This is a genomic window from Agrobacterium rosae (assembly GCF_002915175.1).
Taxonomy (GTDB): domain Bacteria; phylum Pseudomonadota; class Alphaproteobacteria; order Rhizobiales; family Rhizobiaceae; genus Agrobacterium; species Agrobacterium rosae.
Window position 1 is genome coordinate 396,069 of sequence record NZ_NXEJ01000004.1, and the last position, 14,100, is coordinate 410,168.

The window sequence follows — 14,100 nt, forward strand, 5'->3', positions numbered from 1 at the left end:
TGGAAGAAGAACGTGCAAAACTTAACGAAGTTCCGTGACAGGCGCATGAATTGTAAAGATTTGCCAAGCGTTTCTCGCCTGGCAACTTTGCTTACATGACCACGAGTGCAAAAATCCAGTGCCCGACGATACTCAGGACGAGGCAGGCCAGAATAAGGATGAAAACGAACTTCTTCATTAAGTGTCATGCCTCGGCTTATTTGATCATCGCATCTTATCGGCACGAGGTCCGAATTTTAAAAGAAAAAACGCATCTGCGTCATTATGACTTGATGTCGAGCCCGGCCTCGATGGCGGCATCGATAAAGGCTTTCCGCGCATCTTCCGGCTTCTTTTTACCGGCATCGACTGCCGCAAAGATAAGAAGGGCACGATCCAGCATCTCGCCGTCCTCTTCCGGCCAGTCCTCGATCAGTGCCCAGGAGGCAGCCTGGGTCGAATCTATGGTCACATAGACGCCTGGCTCTTCCAGCGCGACGAGAACCGGTTTTGTCCAAAGCGTCTGCATGATGTTTCCCGCAAGTTTCAATACTGAAAACAGCGTTTAGAAGCTTATCGGGCGCTATTCAATCGGCAATTTCTCAGTCGTCACGACCCAGGAACGACCAGTCGCGCACGATCCGGCGATCGATGATCTTCAAAGAGCGATCGGGTTGGATTTGATAGGTCTCAATAACCCGGTCATCGAAGCGGCGGAAGTTATGCGTAAACGTGCTGCCGATGGGCGATTTGGTCAGCTTTGTACGGGGTTGCCCGTTATAGGTAATGCTGCCAGGGATAGGCTCGTAGCTTGAGGGTGATATCGTTGTCGTGCATCCGGCAAGACCGAGTGCCAGTCCTGCGCTGACTATGGCGGTGGTCAATTTCATGGCGCTCTCCCAAATATCGCTTTGATTGCATATCATTATGCAAAGTCCGTTGGACCGGTAAACTGCTGGGAAAGAACGATGTTCCGCAATGAATGCGACGGCATAAAACGAGTTTGCGGTGGAGGGAATGATCCACTTTAACAAACTGATGCAAATCTTTGATATCTTGGTGAGTTGTTTTGGAGGCCTCGCCCGGAATTGAACCGGGGTGCAAGGATTTGCAGTCCTCTGCGTCACCACTCCGCCACGAGGCCTCACGAGCCTGATTGCTCAAGCTATGGCGGGGATTTAGAACGAATCCATTTTCCGCGCAATAGGGTAGGTTTGAAAAAGCGGAAGAAGTTTCGTGGAAAAGCCGCATGCTCTTTTCTAGAGCGATGCGGCTTTTCAAATCGTGTCAGATGCGGCCGAGAAGGACCAAAACCAGCACGATAACGAGAACGAGGCCAAGGCCGCCCGAAAGACCATATCCGTAATTATGGTAGCCCCAGTTTGGCAGAGCGCCGATCAGGAACAGAATAAGCAGGATGACGAGAATTGTGCCGAGCATGCTGGCCTCCAGATGTTGTTGAGCGTTTCCAGTCCGTTATCAATGATTAGGCGGATAAAAAGTTCCCGCTTGAGGGGAGTTTTCGTGCCGTTGGGTGGTGAATTTGGTGGCGAAAGCCACAACTTGCCTTTTTCGCGTTCCGTGCGTGCGCTTGTGCTTGAAAGCGGCGGCGCAGGCAATTAAGACGGTAACCCACAGTGGTCTGAATTTCAGGCTGCGTCGAGCTTGTATTTGAGGCGAAAACGACATGATGGATTTCGAAACCGCACGCGGCAAGATGGTCGACAGCCAGTTGCGCACGACCGATGTGACCTCGCATTCTGTATTGAAGGCGTTTCTGGCAGTGCCGCGCGAGGAGTTCGTTCCTGCTGGCGTGAAGCAGATTGCCTATGCGGATGAGGATTTGCAGATCTGTCCGGCCAAGGACGGACTGGCTCCGCGTTACATCATGAAGGCTTCGCCACTGGCAAAATTGCTGCAACTGGCCGCCATCACCAAGGATGACGTCGTGCTGGAAATCGGCGGCGGCAGAGGCTATGTCTCCGCGCTTTTTTCGCAACTGGCTGGCTCCGTTGTTTCACTCGAGTCCGATGAAGAACTGAGCGCCAGCGCCACCGCGACGCTGTCAGCGCTTGGCTACGACAATGTTGCGACGGTCAGTGGTGAGCTTGCAAAGGGTCATGCTGCGGAAGCGCCTTACGACGTCATCTTCATCAATGGTTCGGTCGAGGAAGTGCCGTCTGCGCTGCTGGATCAACTGCATGATGGCGGACGTCTTATTGCCGTTGTCGGTTACGGCAACTCGGCCAAGGCGACGGTTTATCGTCGCGATGGCAAGGGTACGTCGTCCACCTCGTTTTTCAATGCCTCGGTCAAGCCGGTTCCAGGCTTTGGAAAGGCTCGCGAATTCGTTTTCTGATCATCGCAAACCGTTGGTAGAACGACCAGATGCCGGGCCTTTCGAGGTTCGGCATTTTTATTTTCTGCCTGCGAAACGCGAAATAAAGCTGTGTAACAAGCAGCTTACTGGGCCTGCGAGGATTCATTTCTGAGCCCCGGTGCCCTACAGTGAAGGTGATTCGGAGTGCGGGTATGCTCCGTTCCGTCTTGAACGTGGAAATCGGGGATAAAAATGGCTCAGCCCAACGTCGCGCGCGAACCATCCATGGAAGAAATTCTGGCGTCTATTCGCCGAATTATCGAAAGCAACGAACCTGCTTCCGGGGACGCGTTTTCGGCACCATTGCCTCCGGTCTATGACGAGGAGGAGGAAGCCACGTCGTCTTTCGCGGCTGAACTCGCCAGCCCGCCAGCTCACGTGCCACCCGCCGCGAACCAGGCTTATGGCGCGCGCCAGCAATATGAACCGCAGGCAGCACCGCGCGGTGACGTGGCAGCAGCAGATGCGGCTGAAAAGACGATGTCTCTGGCCGATGTTGCTGCGCGCGTGCGCGCTGCCGCAGATCGCAATGCAGCGCTTGGCCCGCAGGGCTTGGCAGCTCAGCGACTGGTGGAAACGCCGTCCGCGCCGCAGGCAACGTTTCAGCAGGAGCGCCCACAGCGCCCGAACGATCTGCGCCCGCTGTTGAATGTTGCGCCGCCGGCACCCGTTCGCCAGCCACAACAGGCACCAGCGCCCGTACAGCCTGTTGCCGAGTTGCAAACACGCCCATTGCCGGGCTGGGAAGGCCTTGAGCTTCGTGGTGCCGTGGAGCCGGAACAGTCGGGGCCTGCGCCTGCATCTGCACCTGTTGAGGCTCAGCCGGAAATCGTAGCGGAACAGCCAGCATTGGCAACGCAGGAAGCTCCTGCCCAGCAGGACAACAGCCTTTCGCTGAACCTGATTTCCGCCGCCGCTGGCGCGCAGATTGCCCAGTCTTTCGGTGAACTGGCCGAAATGTTCGATGGCGTCGAGCGTCCGACAGTCGAGCAGATGGCGCACGATATGCTGCGCCCGATGTTGCAGGACTGGTTGGAAGACAACTTGCCAACGCTGGTCGAGCGATTGGTGCGGGAAGAGATCGAACGCGTGGCACGCGGCCCGCGTCGTTAAAAAGTCGAGATATTGGAATATTAGCCGCCTCTATAGCAGGGGCGGCTTTTTTGTTTGCTAAGCTTGGTTGGTGAAATATCCTGAAGCTGTTGACTCTCGACCACCCATCCTTATTAAAAATCTACACAGAACTCTAGAATTCAGGCCAGTAAATGCTCGAAAAGACCTACGATTCCGCATCCGTAGAACCCAAAATTGCCAAGGCCTGGGATGAGGCCAACGCGTTTCGCGCCGGTGCGAACGCAAAGCCGGGCGCGGAAACGTTCACAATCGTGATACCGCCGCCGAACGTCACCGGCTCTCTGCACATGGGCCACGCGCTCAACAACACGCTTCAGGACATCATGGTCCGTTTTGAGCGCATGCGCGGCAAGGACGTATTGTGGCAGCCAGGCATGGACCATGCGGGCATCGCCACGCAGATGGTGGTCGAGCGCAAGCTGATGGAAAACCAGCTTCCAGGCCGCCGCGAGATGGGCCGTGAGGCGTTCATCGAGAAGGTCTGGCAGTGGAAGGAAGAATCCGGCGGGTTGATTTTCAACCAGCTGAAGCGTCTGGGCGCATCCTGCGACTGGTCGCGTGAACGCTTCACCATGGACGAGGGCTTGTCCGAGGCCGTTCTGGAAGTCTTCGTCTCGCTGTACAAGGAAGGTCTGATCTACAAGGACATGCGCCTTGTGAACTGGGACCCGAAGCTGCTGACCGCGATTTCCGATATGGAAGTCGAGCAGTTGGAAGTGAAGGGCAATCTCTGGCACTTCCGCTATCCGCTCGAAAAGGGCGTGACCTATCAATATCCATGCGAGTGGGATGACCGCGGGCAACCACTTGAATACGAGACGCGCGATTATATCGTCGTTGCCACGACACGTCCGGAAACCATGCTGGGTGACACGGGCATTGCCGTGAACCCGGACGATGGGCGCTATAAGGCGCTGATCGGCAAGCATGTCATTCTGCCGATCGTCGGTCGTAGGATTCCGATCGTCGCCGACGATTACGCCGATCCGAAAGCCGGAACCGGTGCCGTCAAGATCACGCCTGCGCATGATTTCAACGACTTTGAGGTCGGCAAGCGTGCGGGGCTGCGCGCCATCAATATTCTCAATATCGATGCGACCATTACTATCAAGGAAAACGAGGACTTCCTCGAGGGTCTCGATCACCCATCTGCATTGCACGGTGCGTGGGATCGCCTCGAAGGCCAGGACCGTTTCACGGCGCGCAAGATCATCGTAGAGATTTTCGAAGAGGCTGGACTTCTCGACAAGATCGAGCCGCACAAGCACATGGTGCCGCATGGCGACCGTGGCGGCGTGCCGATCGAGCCGCGCATGACAGAGCAATGGTGGGTGGATAACAAGACGCTGGCCAAGCCCGCCATCGAATCTGTGCGCGAGGGCCGCACCAACTTCGTGCCGAAGAATTGGGAAAACACCTACTTCCAGTGGATGGAGAATATCCAGCCCTGGTGCATTTCGCGTCAGCTCTGGTGGGGTCACCAGATTCCGGCATGGTACGGCCCGGATGGTCAGGTCTTTGTTGAGAAGACCGAGGAAGAAGCGCTTCAGGCCGCTATCCAGCACTATATCGCCCATGAAGGTCCGTGGAAGGCCTGGGTCGAGGAGAAGCTTGAGAACTTCAAGCCGGGTGAGATCCTGACGCGTGACGAAGACGTGTTGGACACGTGGTTCTCGTCTGCGCTGTGGCCGTTCTCCACGCTGGGCTGGCCGGAAAAGACGCCGGAGCTGGCGCGCTATTATCCGACCAATGTTCTGGTGACGGGTTTCGACATCATTCCGTTCTGGGTCGTGCGCATGATGCAGATGGGCCTGCATTTCATGAAGGACGATGCCGGCAATCCTGTCGAGCCATTCCACACGATCTACATCCATGCGCTGGTTCGCGACAAGAACGGCCAGAAGATGTCGAAGTCCAAGGGCAACGTCATCGATCCGCTTGACCTGATCGACGAGTATGGTGCGGATGCGCTGCGCTTTACGCTGGCCATTATGGCGGCGCAGGGGCGTGACGTGAAGCTCGATCCGGCCCGCATTGCCGGTTATCGCAATTTCGGCACCAAGCTGTGGAATGCGACACGCTTTGCCGAAATGAACGGCGTGAAGCGTGATCCGCACTTCCTGCCGGAAGCGACGACACAGACTATCAACCGCTGGATTTTGACCGAACTTGCCGATGCGGCAAAAGAGGTGACGACGGCAATCGAGAATTATCGTTTCAATGATGCGGCGAGTGCGCTTTACCGCTTCGTCTGGAACCAGTTCTGCGATTGGTATCTGGAATTGCTGAAGCCTGTTTTCAGCGGCGATGACGAGGTTGCCAAGACCGAAGCGCAGGCTTGCGCTGCCTTCGTTCTGGAAGAAATCTATAAGCTGCTGCATCCGTTCATGCCGTTCATGACGGAAGAATTGTGGGAGCATACGGCGGGCGAGGGCGAAGCGCGTCAGGGCCTGCTGTGCCACACGGATTGGCCTGTTCCGACGTTCCGGGATGATGCAGCGGCGGCTGAAATCAACTGGTTGGTTGATCTCGTGTCCGGCATTCGTTCGACCCGGGCGGAAATGAACGTTCCGCCGGGCGCGACGGCACCGCTGGTGATCGTTGGTGCGAACCCAACGACGGAATCGCGGCTTGATCGTCACTCCGCAGCGATCCGCCGTCTGGCGCGTGCAGATGAGATTCTCGCCGCGGATGTCGCGCCGAAGGGCTCTGCGCAGGTCGTGCTGGGCGAGGCGACGGTTTGCGTGCCACTGGGCAACCTGATCGACGTCGGTGCCGAACGGGCGCGTCTCGACAAGGCCATCGGCAAGGCGGATGCGGAAATGGAGCGCATCGACAAGAAGCTGTCGAACGAGAAGTTCGTAGCCAATGCCGATCCCGCCGTCGTCGCTGCCGACCGTGAGCGCAAGGCCGAGCTGGAAGTGGAAATCAAGAGTCTGCGGACGGCACTTCAGCGCGTCAACGAAGCTGGCTGATTAAAAGACGGCAATACAGAGATTGGCAAAGGGCGCTTTTCCCACAGAAGAGCGCCCTTTTCACGTTGAACGTGTAAACGAGAAACGCCGGTATCCCGGTGCCGAAGATTCGGGGGCTGCAGATTTGTCGCGCTATCTGCCCGCGTTTGCCCCAACCGCGCCCAAGGCGGCGAGATCGTGGCATTTCCATGTGAAAATTGTGGATGTGGTGCTCAGGCCACACTTTGCCCGCTTGCTGGCATATCATTCCATCTTTAAGGGTATTAATCACAATTCATTAGAATAATGACCCAACATGTTCCCGTCGGGCAGGGCTGATCAGCATTTTACGTAAGTTATTTTTGCACTGCAAAAAGGATCGATACCAGTGCGGCAGATTGTCTTTTTTTTCAAAGCACTGCACCTTCGGCACACGATATTGCCTTGATTGGGGAGAGAGATGGCAACACAAAATCATTTTATAAGCGGCGCTTTGGGCCTTGCTATCGGTATCACGTCGATCACGCCTGCTTTTGCGGGTGGTCTTGAACGCGGCGGATACAATATTGACCTGCTTTTTGACAGTTCACGATTTGCGGCTGAATCGACGGCGACGTTTGTTGCGCCTCAGCGTAAGTTGAAGAATGTTACCGGAGCATTTCCTGGTTCGACGACTGCTGACGATACAGAGAATTATTGGGTTCCCAGAATAGGGCTTAAAGCGGGCTTTGGTGATGCAATTGATTGTATGGCTGATTATTCGCAGCCTTGGGGAGCTCACACCAAGCCAGGCAACACTTGGGCCGGGCGTGGTGAAAATATCGAAACCAAAGTTGACAGCGATAACTATGCTCTGACTTGCTCTTATAAGTTTGATGTAGGCAAAGGCCAGTTGAGATTTATTGGTGGTGGCTTTTATCAGGAGCTCTCTGGCTTCAAAGAGCGTCAGGTAACTCCAGCTGGCGGCGGCGGCACAGGCGTTGGTAGGCTGGACCTCGAAGGTGACGGATGGGGATGGCGTGCTGGTGTAGCTTACGAAATTCCAGAATATGCGCTTCGTGCAAGCTTGGTCTATAACAGTGCTGTTAAGCTGGATGACATCACTGGAACGCTCAATCTGTCGCAAGTCGCGGCGCTGGGTGGACCGGTCGTGGGCGTTCATGGCTCGCAAGATATGCCGGATTCTCTGGAATTAAAGTTTCAAACCGGGATCGCGCCGGGTTGGTTGGCACTAGGTTCGGTAAAATGGACTGACTGGAGTCAGTTCACGACGATACCGTTCTATTGCAATAACGCTGTATTGGGACTTTGCAGTGCAGGTGGACGAGGCACTTCACTTGATCTCGGCTATCGTGACGGATGGACCGTATCTGGTGGCGTCGGTCACAAGTTCAACGATCAGTGGAGTGGTGCCGTAACAGTGACTTGGGACCGAGGCACGTCTGAGGGCTTTGGGACGCAGACCGATACATGGACGCTGGGCGCTGGTGTGCAACATGCCCTGACCGAAAACGTTGAATTACGCGTCGCCGGTGCGATCGGTTTGTTGACGAGTGGCAGCTCACGTCCAATTACCAGTGGTGGCGTCGTTTTAGGAAATGGCGTTTCATATGATTTTGGCAATGATATTGTCGCTGCTGTTTCAACTTCTCTAAAAGTAAAGTTTTAACCTTCATTCACTCCAAATCTAACCCGGCCTCACAAGGCCGGGTTTTTTGTTGTCTGCCTAAAAAAATGTGACGATTTGGCAACAAATTTCTGCAACCTTCACGTAGCGTAAGAATGCGGACTTATTTGTCCATTTCCCGCCACAAACAAGTTGCTTGTCTGTCTTCAAGAACGCGGGGCGTGGAAGAATATACGGGCGTCTAAAGTGGTTCTGCGGAAGTGGTTAACGTGAAAACGGATGTGGATTCAGTGTCTAAGCAAGTAAAATCGGGAATAGATGTTCCTGTCTTGCTGGATGCCATCCTGACGGCCTTGAAACGCCGTTATGTTGCCGGAAACGGCGCTTATATCTGTTTTCATGCAGAGACTGATTTAACGCCGCAGATGATCGCTGGCAGCACAGTCAAAAGTGCGGCTGGAAAGACGCAGTGTGGTTTAAAATCGCAGCCGCGTTTGAATTGGCTTTGCAGTATTGCGTGAGTATTCGCTATACGCCGGGAAGAGTGAGAGAAGTCGGTTTAAATGCTGAAATGTGACACCAATGTTTTGAGGCCACTGTGGGCCGGACTATTGCTTGCAGCGCTGGCAATGCCTGCTGCAGCTTTCGATATCAATTCTGGCGTCACCAAGGAATCCGGTCCGTTCGACCTCTTCAAATTCGGCTTCAAATCCTACAAGAGCGGCAAGAAAGACGATGCGGTCGAAGCGTATCGTTATGCCGCTGAAAAGGGCCACACCGGCTCACGCTGGGCGCTCGCCAACATGTATGCCTATGGCGACGGTGTTGCGAAAAACGACTTCGAAGCTTTCAAGATCTACAGCGAAATTGCCAGCCAGGGCGTCGAGCCGGGCTCGGAAGACACGGGCTTTTTCGTCAATGCCCTGCTGTCTCTGGCAGATTATTACCGCCATGGAATTCCGGGCAGCCCGGTCAAGACCGATCTCTCCCAGGCCCGCCAGCTCTACTTTCAGGTTGCCTCCACCTTCGGTGTTGCCGAGGCACAGTTTGAACTTGCCCAGATGATTTTGGCAGGCGAGGGCGGTCGTTCCGATGCTCAGCAGGCCAAGAAATGGCTGAACCAGGCCCGCAAGCACGGCCATGCTGGTGCCATGTCCATTTTCGGCAATCTGCTGTTTCAGGAAGGCCAGACTGTACGCGGCCTCGCTTTCATGACGGCTGCGCTGGACAAGTGTTCTGCCGTCAACTGCAAGTGGATACAGAACATGCAGGAACAGGCCTTCTCGGTGGCTGCTGAGGACGACAGACGTGTTGCGATATCGCTGGCGCAGAATATTTCTGCGGGTGACGCGGACTGATTGCAATCGGCATGAGCCGATGACTGGGCGGTTCGTTCATTTGAGTCGTCATCCTCGGGCTTGACCCGAGGATCTAACGAACCCCAAGATCAAACGTGGTTAGATGCTCGGGACAAGCCCGAGCATGACGAGGATAGAGTGATTAGCTTAATCGCTATCTGATCTTCAAGACGCTTGCTGAAAATCGAAATATCCGCAAACCGGAACGTGGTCGGACGGCTTTTCCCAGGCGCGGACGTGCTTTTCGATGGAGACCGATTGCAGCCTGTCTGAGGCTTCTGATGACAGCATCAGGTGATCGATGCGGATGCCATTGTTTTTCGGCCAGGCACCGGCCTGATAATCCCAGAACGTATACAGTCCTGCCTCATCCGTCGTCGCGCGGCTTGCGTCTGTCAGGCCGAGGTTTTCCAGCCTGCGGAAGGCTGCGCGTGTCTTAGGCAGGAACAGTGCGTCGCCCTCCCATGCTCTTGGGTCGTAGCAATCGAAGGGTTCGGGAATGACGTTGTAATCGCCTGCCAGGATGAGGGGCTCTTCGAGAAGGAGGCGGTCCTGCGCAAAGCGGTGCAGGCGCTCCATCCATGCCAGCTTGTAGGGATATTTGACCGGGTCATCCGGCGGGTTGCCATTGGGCAGATAAAGCGAGCAGACGCGGATGACGCCGCCGGCAACGGAGAAAACGCCTTCGATGAAACGCGCCTGTTCGTCAGCGTCGTCTCCCGGCAAGCCGCGATTGACTTCGTCCGGTCTCATCTTGGACAGAAGTGCGACGCCGTTGAAGCCCTTTTGACCGTGGGTTTCGACATTGTAGCCGAGCGCCTCGATCTCATGACGGGGAAAGTTTTCATCGACGGATTTGATTTCCTGAAGGCAGGCGATATCAGGGTTCGAATCCTTCAGCCACTGGCAGAGGTTTTCGATACGCGCCTTGACGCCGTTGATGTTCCAGGTCGCAATCTTCATCGGACATTCCATTGTTTGATGGAGTCCGTTTTAAACCAAGTGCTGGCGAATGCCACCCGTTTTCATTGTTTCAACAGGCGTAATAAGGGCCGGGATCAGATCGAGAAGCTGGTGCCGCAGCCACAGCTTGCGACCGCGTTGGGGTTCTTGATCTGGAACGACTGGCCGAGCAGGTTATCGACGAAGTCGATTTCCGAACCTTCCATATAGACGACGGACATGCTGTCGATCAGCACTTTGGCGTTGTCGCGGGAAATAACGATGTCGTCAGCGGTCGCGTCGCTGTCGAGATCGAACTTGTAGGAAAAGCCGGAGCAGCCGCCGCCCTCTACGGACACGCGCAGTGCCTGTTTGCCATCTTCGGCGGCGACGATCTGGGCGATTCGTTTTGCGGCGGATTCGGAAAGCGTGATGTCGGTGGTCATTTGTTTTCTCCTGCCGGGTTCAAGAACCGGAGAGCAAAGTTTTGTGTGAAGTCCATTATAAACCAGTCAAATTAACGGTCTATAGCGTTGTCGTGTCGCGATGACGCTTTGCGGCAACCTTCAGGATAGGTATGAAGGGTAGATGAAAAGGTCAATGGCCGCACAGCAGGATAAGTCATGATAATCGATCAACGTGCACTGGGTTTCGGAAGCGGAGAGAGGGCGATCTATGCCACCGATCCCTGGACGACGCGTGGCCGATTGTTTCCTGAAGCTTCCAGCCTGACCCGTTCCGATTTTCAACGTGACCGTGACCGCATCGTCCACACCACCGCATTTCGCCGCCTGAAGCACAAGACGCAGGTGTTCATCAGCCCTGACGGCGACCATTATCGCACCCGGCTGACACACACGGTGGAGGTTGCGCAGATCGCCCGGGCCTTGGCGCGCGCGTTGAAGCTGGACGAGGATCTGGCAGAAGGCGTGGCGCTGGTTCACGATTTCGGCCACACACCATTCGGGCATACCGGCGAGGATGCGCTGGACGCGATGCTGAAGCCCTATGGCGGCTTCGACCACAACGCCCAATCCTTGCGGATCGTGACCAAGCTGGAGCGTCGCTACGCCGAATATGACGGCATTAACCTGACATGGGAAACGCTGGAGGGGTTGGTCAAGCACAATGGCCCGCTGATCGGCGAAAACGCCAAGGGCGGTCATGGTCCCGTTGCGCTGCCGATTCTCGAATATTGCGAGTTGCAGGACCTGGAAATCGGCACATTTGCCAGCCTCGAAGCGCAGGTGGCGGCTATTGCCGATGATATCGCTTACAACACCCACGATATCGATGATGGTCTACGCGCCGGATATCTGACCTTCGACATGCTGGAGGAGGTGCCGTTTCTGAGCAGTCTGATGGCGGAAGTACGGGCAAAATATCCCAATCTCGAAGACGACCGTTTCGCCCATGAAATCATGCGTCGGCAGATTACCCGCATGGTGGAGGATGTCATTGGCGTTGCGCAGCAGAACCTGAGCAAGCTTAAGCCGAAATCTGCGGCGGATATTCGCGGGGCTGATTATACTGTCGCAACGTTCTCGTCCGACATGGCGGAAACGGACAAGCAGATCAAGAAACTGTTGTTTGCCCACATCTATCGCCACGCCGATATCATGCGCATCAGGGCAGGGGCGACGCAGATCGTCACGGATCTTTTCCACCGCTACATGGAAACGCCCGCCGAAATGCAAAGTCACTACTGGGTGGACAGCATTCCGGGCATGAGCGTGGCGGCAAAAGCCCGGCATGTCGGGGATTATCTGGCCGGTATGACGGACAGTTATGCACTGAAAGCCCACCAGCGGCTGTTTGACCAGACACCCGATTTACGGTAGGCAGCGGCAACCGCGAACCCGATTTCCGGATTGCCGGGACCAAAATGACAGCCTTTCGCGCAGGTATATTGATGATGAACCTTTTTGCCGATTTCGATACCAGAATCAAAAACGCGCTTGAGACGATCGATCTCGTCAAAGCCCATCGCGATACTGTCGATTTCGGCCGCATCACTGTGGAATCGCCGCGCGATCCAAGCCACGGAGATGTCGCGACCAATGCGGCCATGGTGCTGGCAAAGCCGCTGGGCACCAATCCGCGTGCGTTGGCCGAACTCATCGTTCCGGCGCTGGAGCAGGACGAGGACGTGGACAGCGTCAACGTCGCTGGCCCTGGCTTCATCAACATCCGTGTTTCCGTCGCTTACTGGCAGCGCCTGCTGGCCAACATGATCGCCCAAGGGGCGGATTATGGCCGCTCGACCGTGGGCACGGGCAAGAAGATCAACGTCGAATATGTCTCCGCAAACCCGACCGGACCGATGCATGTCGGCCATTGCCGGGGTGCTGTGGTGGGCGATACGCTGGCCAACGTGCTGGCCTTTGCCGGCTACGGCGTGACCAAGGAATATTACATCAACGATGCGGGTTCGCAGATCGATGTCCTGGCGCGGTCCGTGTTCCTGCGTTACCGCGAAGCGCTGGGCGAAGATGTCGGTGCCATTCCGCCGGGTCTGTACCCGGGTGACTATCTGGTGCCGCTTGGCCAGACGCTGGCCGATGAATTCGGTGAAAAGCTGCGGGCGATGCCGGAAGAGCAGTGGCTGCCTATTGTCAAGGACAAGGCCATCGACGCGATGATGGTGATGATCCGCGAAGATCTGGCGGCGCTGAACGTCAAGCATGACGTGTTCTATTCGGAACGCACCCTGCATGCCGGTAATGGTGGTCCGATCCAGTCTGCCATCAACGACCTGACCTTCAAGGGCCACGTCTACAAGGGTACCCTGCCGCCGCCGAAGGGCGAGTTGCCTGACGATTGGGAAGATCGCGAACAGACGCTGTTCCGCTCCACCGAAGTCGGTGACGACATGGACCGGGCGCTGATCAAGTCCGACGGCTCCTACACTTACTTCGCTGCCGATGTTGCCTACTTCAAGGACAAGTATGATCGCGGCTTCGGCGAGATGATCTACGTGCTGGGTGCTGACCACGGCGGTTACGTCAAACGTCTCGAGGCGGTTGCGCGGGCTGTGTCCGAAGGAAAGTCCAAACTGACGGTTCTCTTGTGCCAGCTCGTCAAACTTTTCCGTGATGGCGAGCCGGTCAAAATGTCGAAACGCTCCGGCGATTTCGTCACATTGCGGGACGTTGTGGATGAAGTCGGGCGCGACCCGGTGCGATTCATGATGCTCTATCGGAAGAATTCCGAGCCTCTGGACTTCGATTTTGCCAAAGTAACGGAGCAATCGAAAGACAATCCGGTATTTTATGTGCAATATGCGCATGCTCGTTGCAAATCGGTTTTCCGGCAGGCAAACGAGGCATTTTCTGACCTGAATGTGTCAAAGGAAGAGCTGGTATCCGGCGCGTCTTTGATAAATGATGTCAATGAGTTGCAGCTGATTGCTAAACTGGCTGAGTACCCGCGTCTGATCGAATCAACCGCGCTCAATCATGAGCCTCATCGCCTTGCATTTTACCTGTATGATCTGGCCAGTTCCTTCCATGGACATTGGAATAAAGGTAAAGATCAGCCAGAATTACGTTTTGTTAACGATAAAAACCGAGAATTAAGCGTTGCCAGGTTAGGGCTGGTGAATGCTGTCGCAAACGTACTCAAGTCTGGATTGACGCTTTTAGGAGCGGACGCACCTGACGAAATGCGATAACATCTCACCATTATTTGCTCACAATACGCTGGCAAGTGCTGTGATGCGTAGAT

General features: G+C 55.5%; 13 protein-coding genes and 1 tRNA gene. 8 read left to right on the plus strand and 6 right to left on the minus strand.

Annotation, left to right across the window (positions count from 1 at the left end; genetic code table 11):
- Window positions 1–262: 262 nt before the first annotated feature.
- The 4 genes from CPJ18_RS09275 to CPJ18_RS09290 form a co-directional block, all read right to left on the minus strand.
- The gene (locus CPJ18_RS09275) at window positions 263–508 is read right to left on the minus strand and encodes a DUF982 domain-containing protein (RefSeq protein ID WP_077116970.1); all 246 of its coding nucleotides are present in this window, start codon (window positions 506–508) and stop codon (window positions 263–265) included.
- A gap of 73 nt (window positions 509–581) precedes the next feature.
- Window positions 582–869 (minus strand): hypothetical protein, encoded by a 288-nt coding sequence (locus CPJ18_RS09280; RefSeq protein ID WP_077101109.1) that lies wholly within the window; start codon window positions 867–869, stop codon window positions 582–584.
- Window positions 870–1,049: 180 nt separating this feature from the next.
- Window positions 1,050–1,123: transfer RNA gene (locus tag CPJ18_RS09285), tRNA-Cys, on the minus strand.
- Window positions 1,124–1,266: 143 nt separating this feature from the next.
- A complete protein-coding gene (locus CPJ18_RS09290) occupies window positions 1,267–1,419 on the minus strand; it encodes a DUF3309 family protein (RefSeq protein WP_077101108.1) in 153 nt (50 codons plus the stop codon).
- A 247-nt stretch (window positions 1,420–1,666) separates the two neighbouring features.
- Between CPJ18_RS09290 and CPJ18_RS09295 the strand changes: the two genes are divergently transcribed.
- The 6 genes from CPJ18_RS09295 (at window position 1,667) to exoR (ending at window position 9,432) form a co-directional block, all read left to right on the plus strand.
- On the plus strand, window positions 1,667–2,338 hold the full coding sequence (locus CPJ18_RS09295) for a protein-L-isoaspartate O-methyltransferase family protein (RefSeq protein ID WP_103657808.1): 672 nt from the start codon (window positions 1,667–1,669) through the stop codon (window positions 2,336–2,338).
- 213 nt (window positions 2,339–2,551) lie between these two features.
- Entirely contained in the window at window positions 2,552–3,472 is a 921-nt protein-coding gene (locus CPJ18_RS09300) for a PopZ family protein (protein WP_103657809.1), read from the plus strand.
- Between the two features lie 152 nt (window positions 3,473–3,624).
- Window positions 3,625–6,468, plus strand: coding sequence for a valine--tRNA ligase (locus CPJ18_RS09305; RefSeq protein ID WP_103657810.1), 2,844 nt, complete (start codon window positions 3,625–3,627; stop codon window positions 6,466–6,468).
- Window positions 6,469–6,907: 439 nt separating this feature from the next.
- Entirely contained in the window at window positions 6,908–8,116 is a 1,209-nt protein-coding gene (locus CPJ18_RS09310) for an OmpP1/FadL family transporter (RefSeq protein ID WP_103657811.1), read from the plus strand.
- 227 nt (window positions 8,117–8,343) lie between these two features.
- Window positions 8,344–8,595: a hypothetical protein gene (locus CPJ18_RS09315; protein WP_245445372.1), complete on the plus strand. Its 252-nt coding sequence runs from the start codon at window positions 8,344–8,346 to the stop codon at window positions 8,593–8,595.
- Window positions 8,596–8,637: 42 nt separating this feature from the next.
- Window positions 8,638–9,432 (plus strand): exopolysaccharide production regulator ExoR, encoded by a 795-nt coding sequence (exoR, locus tag CPJ18_RS09320; protein WP_077101098.1) that lies wholly within the window; start codon window positions 8,638–8,640, stop codon window positions 9,430–9,432.
- A gap of 165 nt (window positions 9,433–9,597) precedes the next feature.
- Here exoR and xth read toward each other — a convergent pair whose 3' ends face one another.
- Both xth and erpA read right to left on the minus strand, forming a co-directional pair.
- Window positions 9,598–10,395, minus strand: coding sequence for an exodeoxyribonuclease III (gene xth, locus CPJ18_RS09325; protein ID WP_103657812.1), 798 nt, complete (start codon window positions 10,393–10,395; stop codon window positions 9,598–9,600).
- Between the two features lie 95 nt (window positions 10,396–10,490).
- Window positions 10,491–10,820, minus strand: coding sequence for an iron-sulfur cluster insertion protein ErpA (erpA, locus tag CPJ18_RS09330; RefSeq protein WP_067643356.1), 330 nt, complete (start codon window positions 10,818–10,820; stop codon window positions 10,491–10,493).
- Between the two features lie 177 nt (window positions 10,821–10,997).
- On the opposite strand from erpA, the gene CPJ18_RS09335 reads away from it, so the two are divergent.
- Window positions 10,998–12,215: a deoxyguanosinetriphosphate triphosphohydrolase gene (locus CPJ18_RS09335; protein WP_103657813.1), complete on the plus strand. Its 1,218-nt coding sequence runs from the start codon at window positions 10,998–11,000 to the stop codon at window positions 12,213–12,215.
- Window positions 12,216–12,289: 74 nt separating this feature from the next.
- A complete protein-coding gene (argS, locus tag CPJ18_RS09340; protein WP_077101478.1) occupies window positions 12,290–14,047 on the plus strand; it encodes an arginine--tRNA ligase in 1,758 nt (585 codons plus the stop codon).
- Window positions 14,048–14,100 lie beyond the last annotated feature (53 nt).

Coding starts and splice junctions, on each gene's coding strand:
- CPJ18_RS09300 (WP_103657809.1), top strand. CDS start 2,552: ATGGCTCAGCCCAACGTCGCGCGCGAACCATCCATGGAAGAAATTCTG.
- CPJ18_RS09280 (WP_077101109.1), bottom strand. CDS start 869: ATGAAATTGACCACCGCCATAGTCAGCGCAGGACTGGCACTCGGTCTT.
- CPJ18_RS09295 (WP_103657808.1), top strand. CDS start 1,667: ATGATGGATTTCGAAACCGCACGCGGCAAGATGGTCGACAGCCAGTTG.
- xth (WP_103657812.1), bottom strand. CDS start 10,395: ATGAAGATTGCGACCTGGAACATCAACGGCGTCAAGGCGCGTATCGAA.
- CPJ18_RS09310 (WP_103657811.1), top strand. CDS start 6,908: ATGGCAACACAAAATCATTTTATAAGCGGCGCTTTGGGCCTTGCTATC.
- CPJ18_RS09335 (WP_103657813.1), top strand. CDS start 10,998: ATGATAATCGATCAACGTGCACTGGGTTTCGGAAGCGGAGAGAGGGCG.
- argS (WP_077101478.1), top strand. CDS start 12,290: ATGAACCTTTTTGCCGATTTCGATACCAGAATCAAAAACGCGCTTGAG.
- erpA (WP_067643356.1), bottom strand. CDS start 10,820: ATGACCACCGACATCACGCTTTCCGAATCCGCCGCAAAACGAATCGCC.
- CPJ18_RS09275 (WP_077116970.1), bottom strand. CDS start 508: ATGCAGACGCTTTGGACAAAACCGGTTCTCGTCGCGCTGGAAGAGCCA.
- CPJ18_RS09290 (WP_077101108.1), bottom strand. CDS start 1,419: ATGCTCGGCACAATTCTCGTCATCCTGCTTATTCTGTTCCTGATCGGC.
- exoR (WP_077101098.1), top strand. CDS start 8,638: ATGCTGAAATGTGACACCAATGTTTTGAGGCCACTGTGGGCCGGACTA.
- CPJ18_RS09305 (WP_103657810.1), top strand. CDS start 3,625: ATGCTCGAAAAGACCTACGATTCCGCATCCGTAGAACCCAAAATTGCC.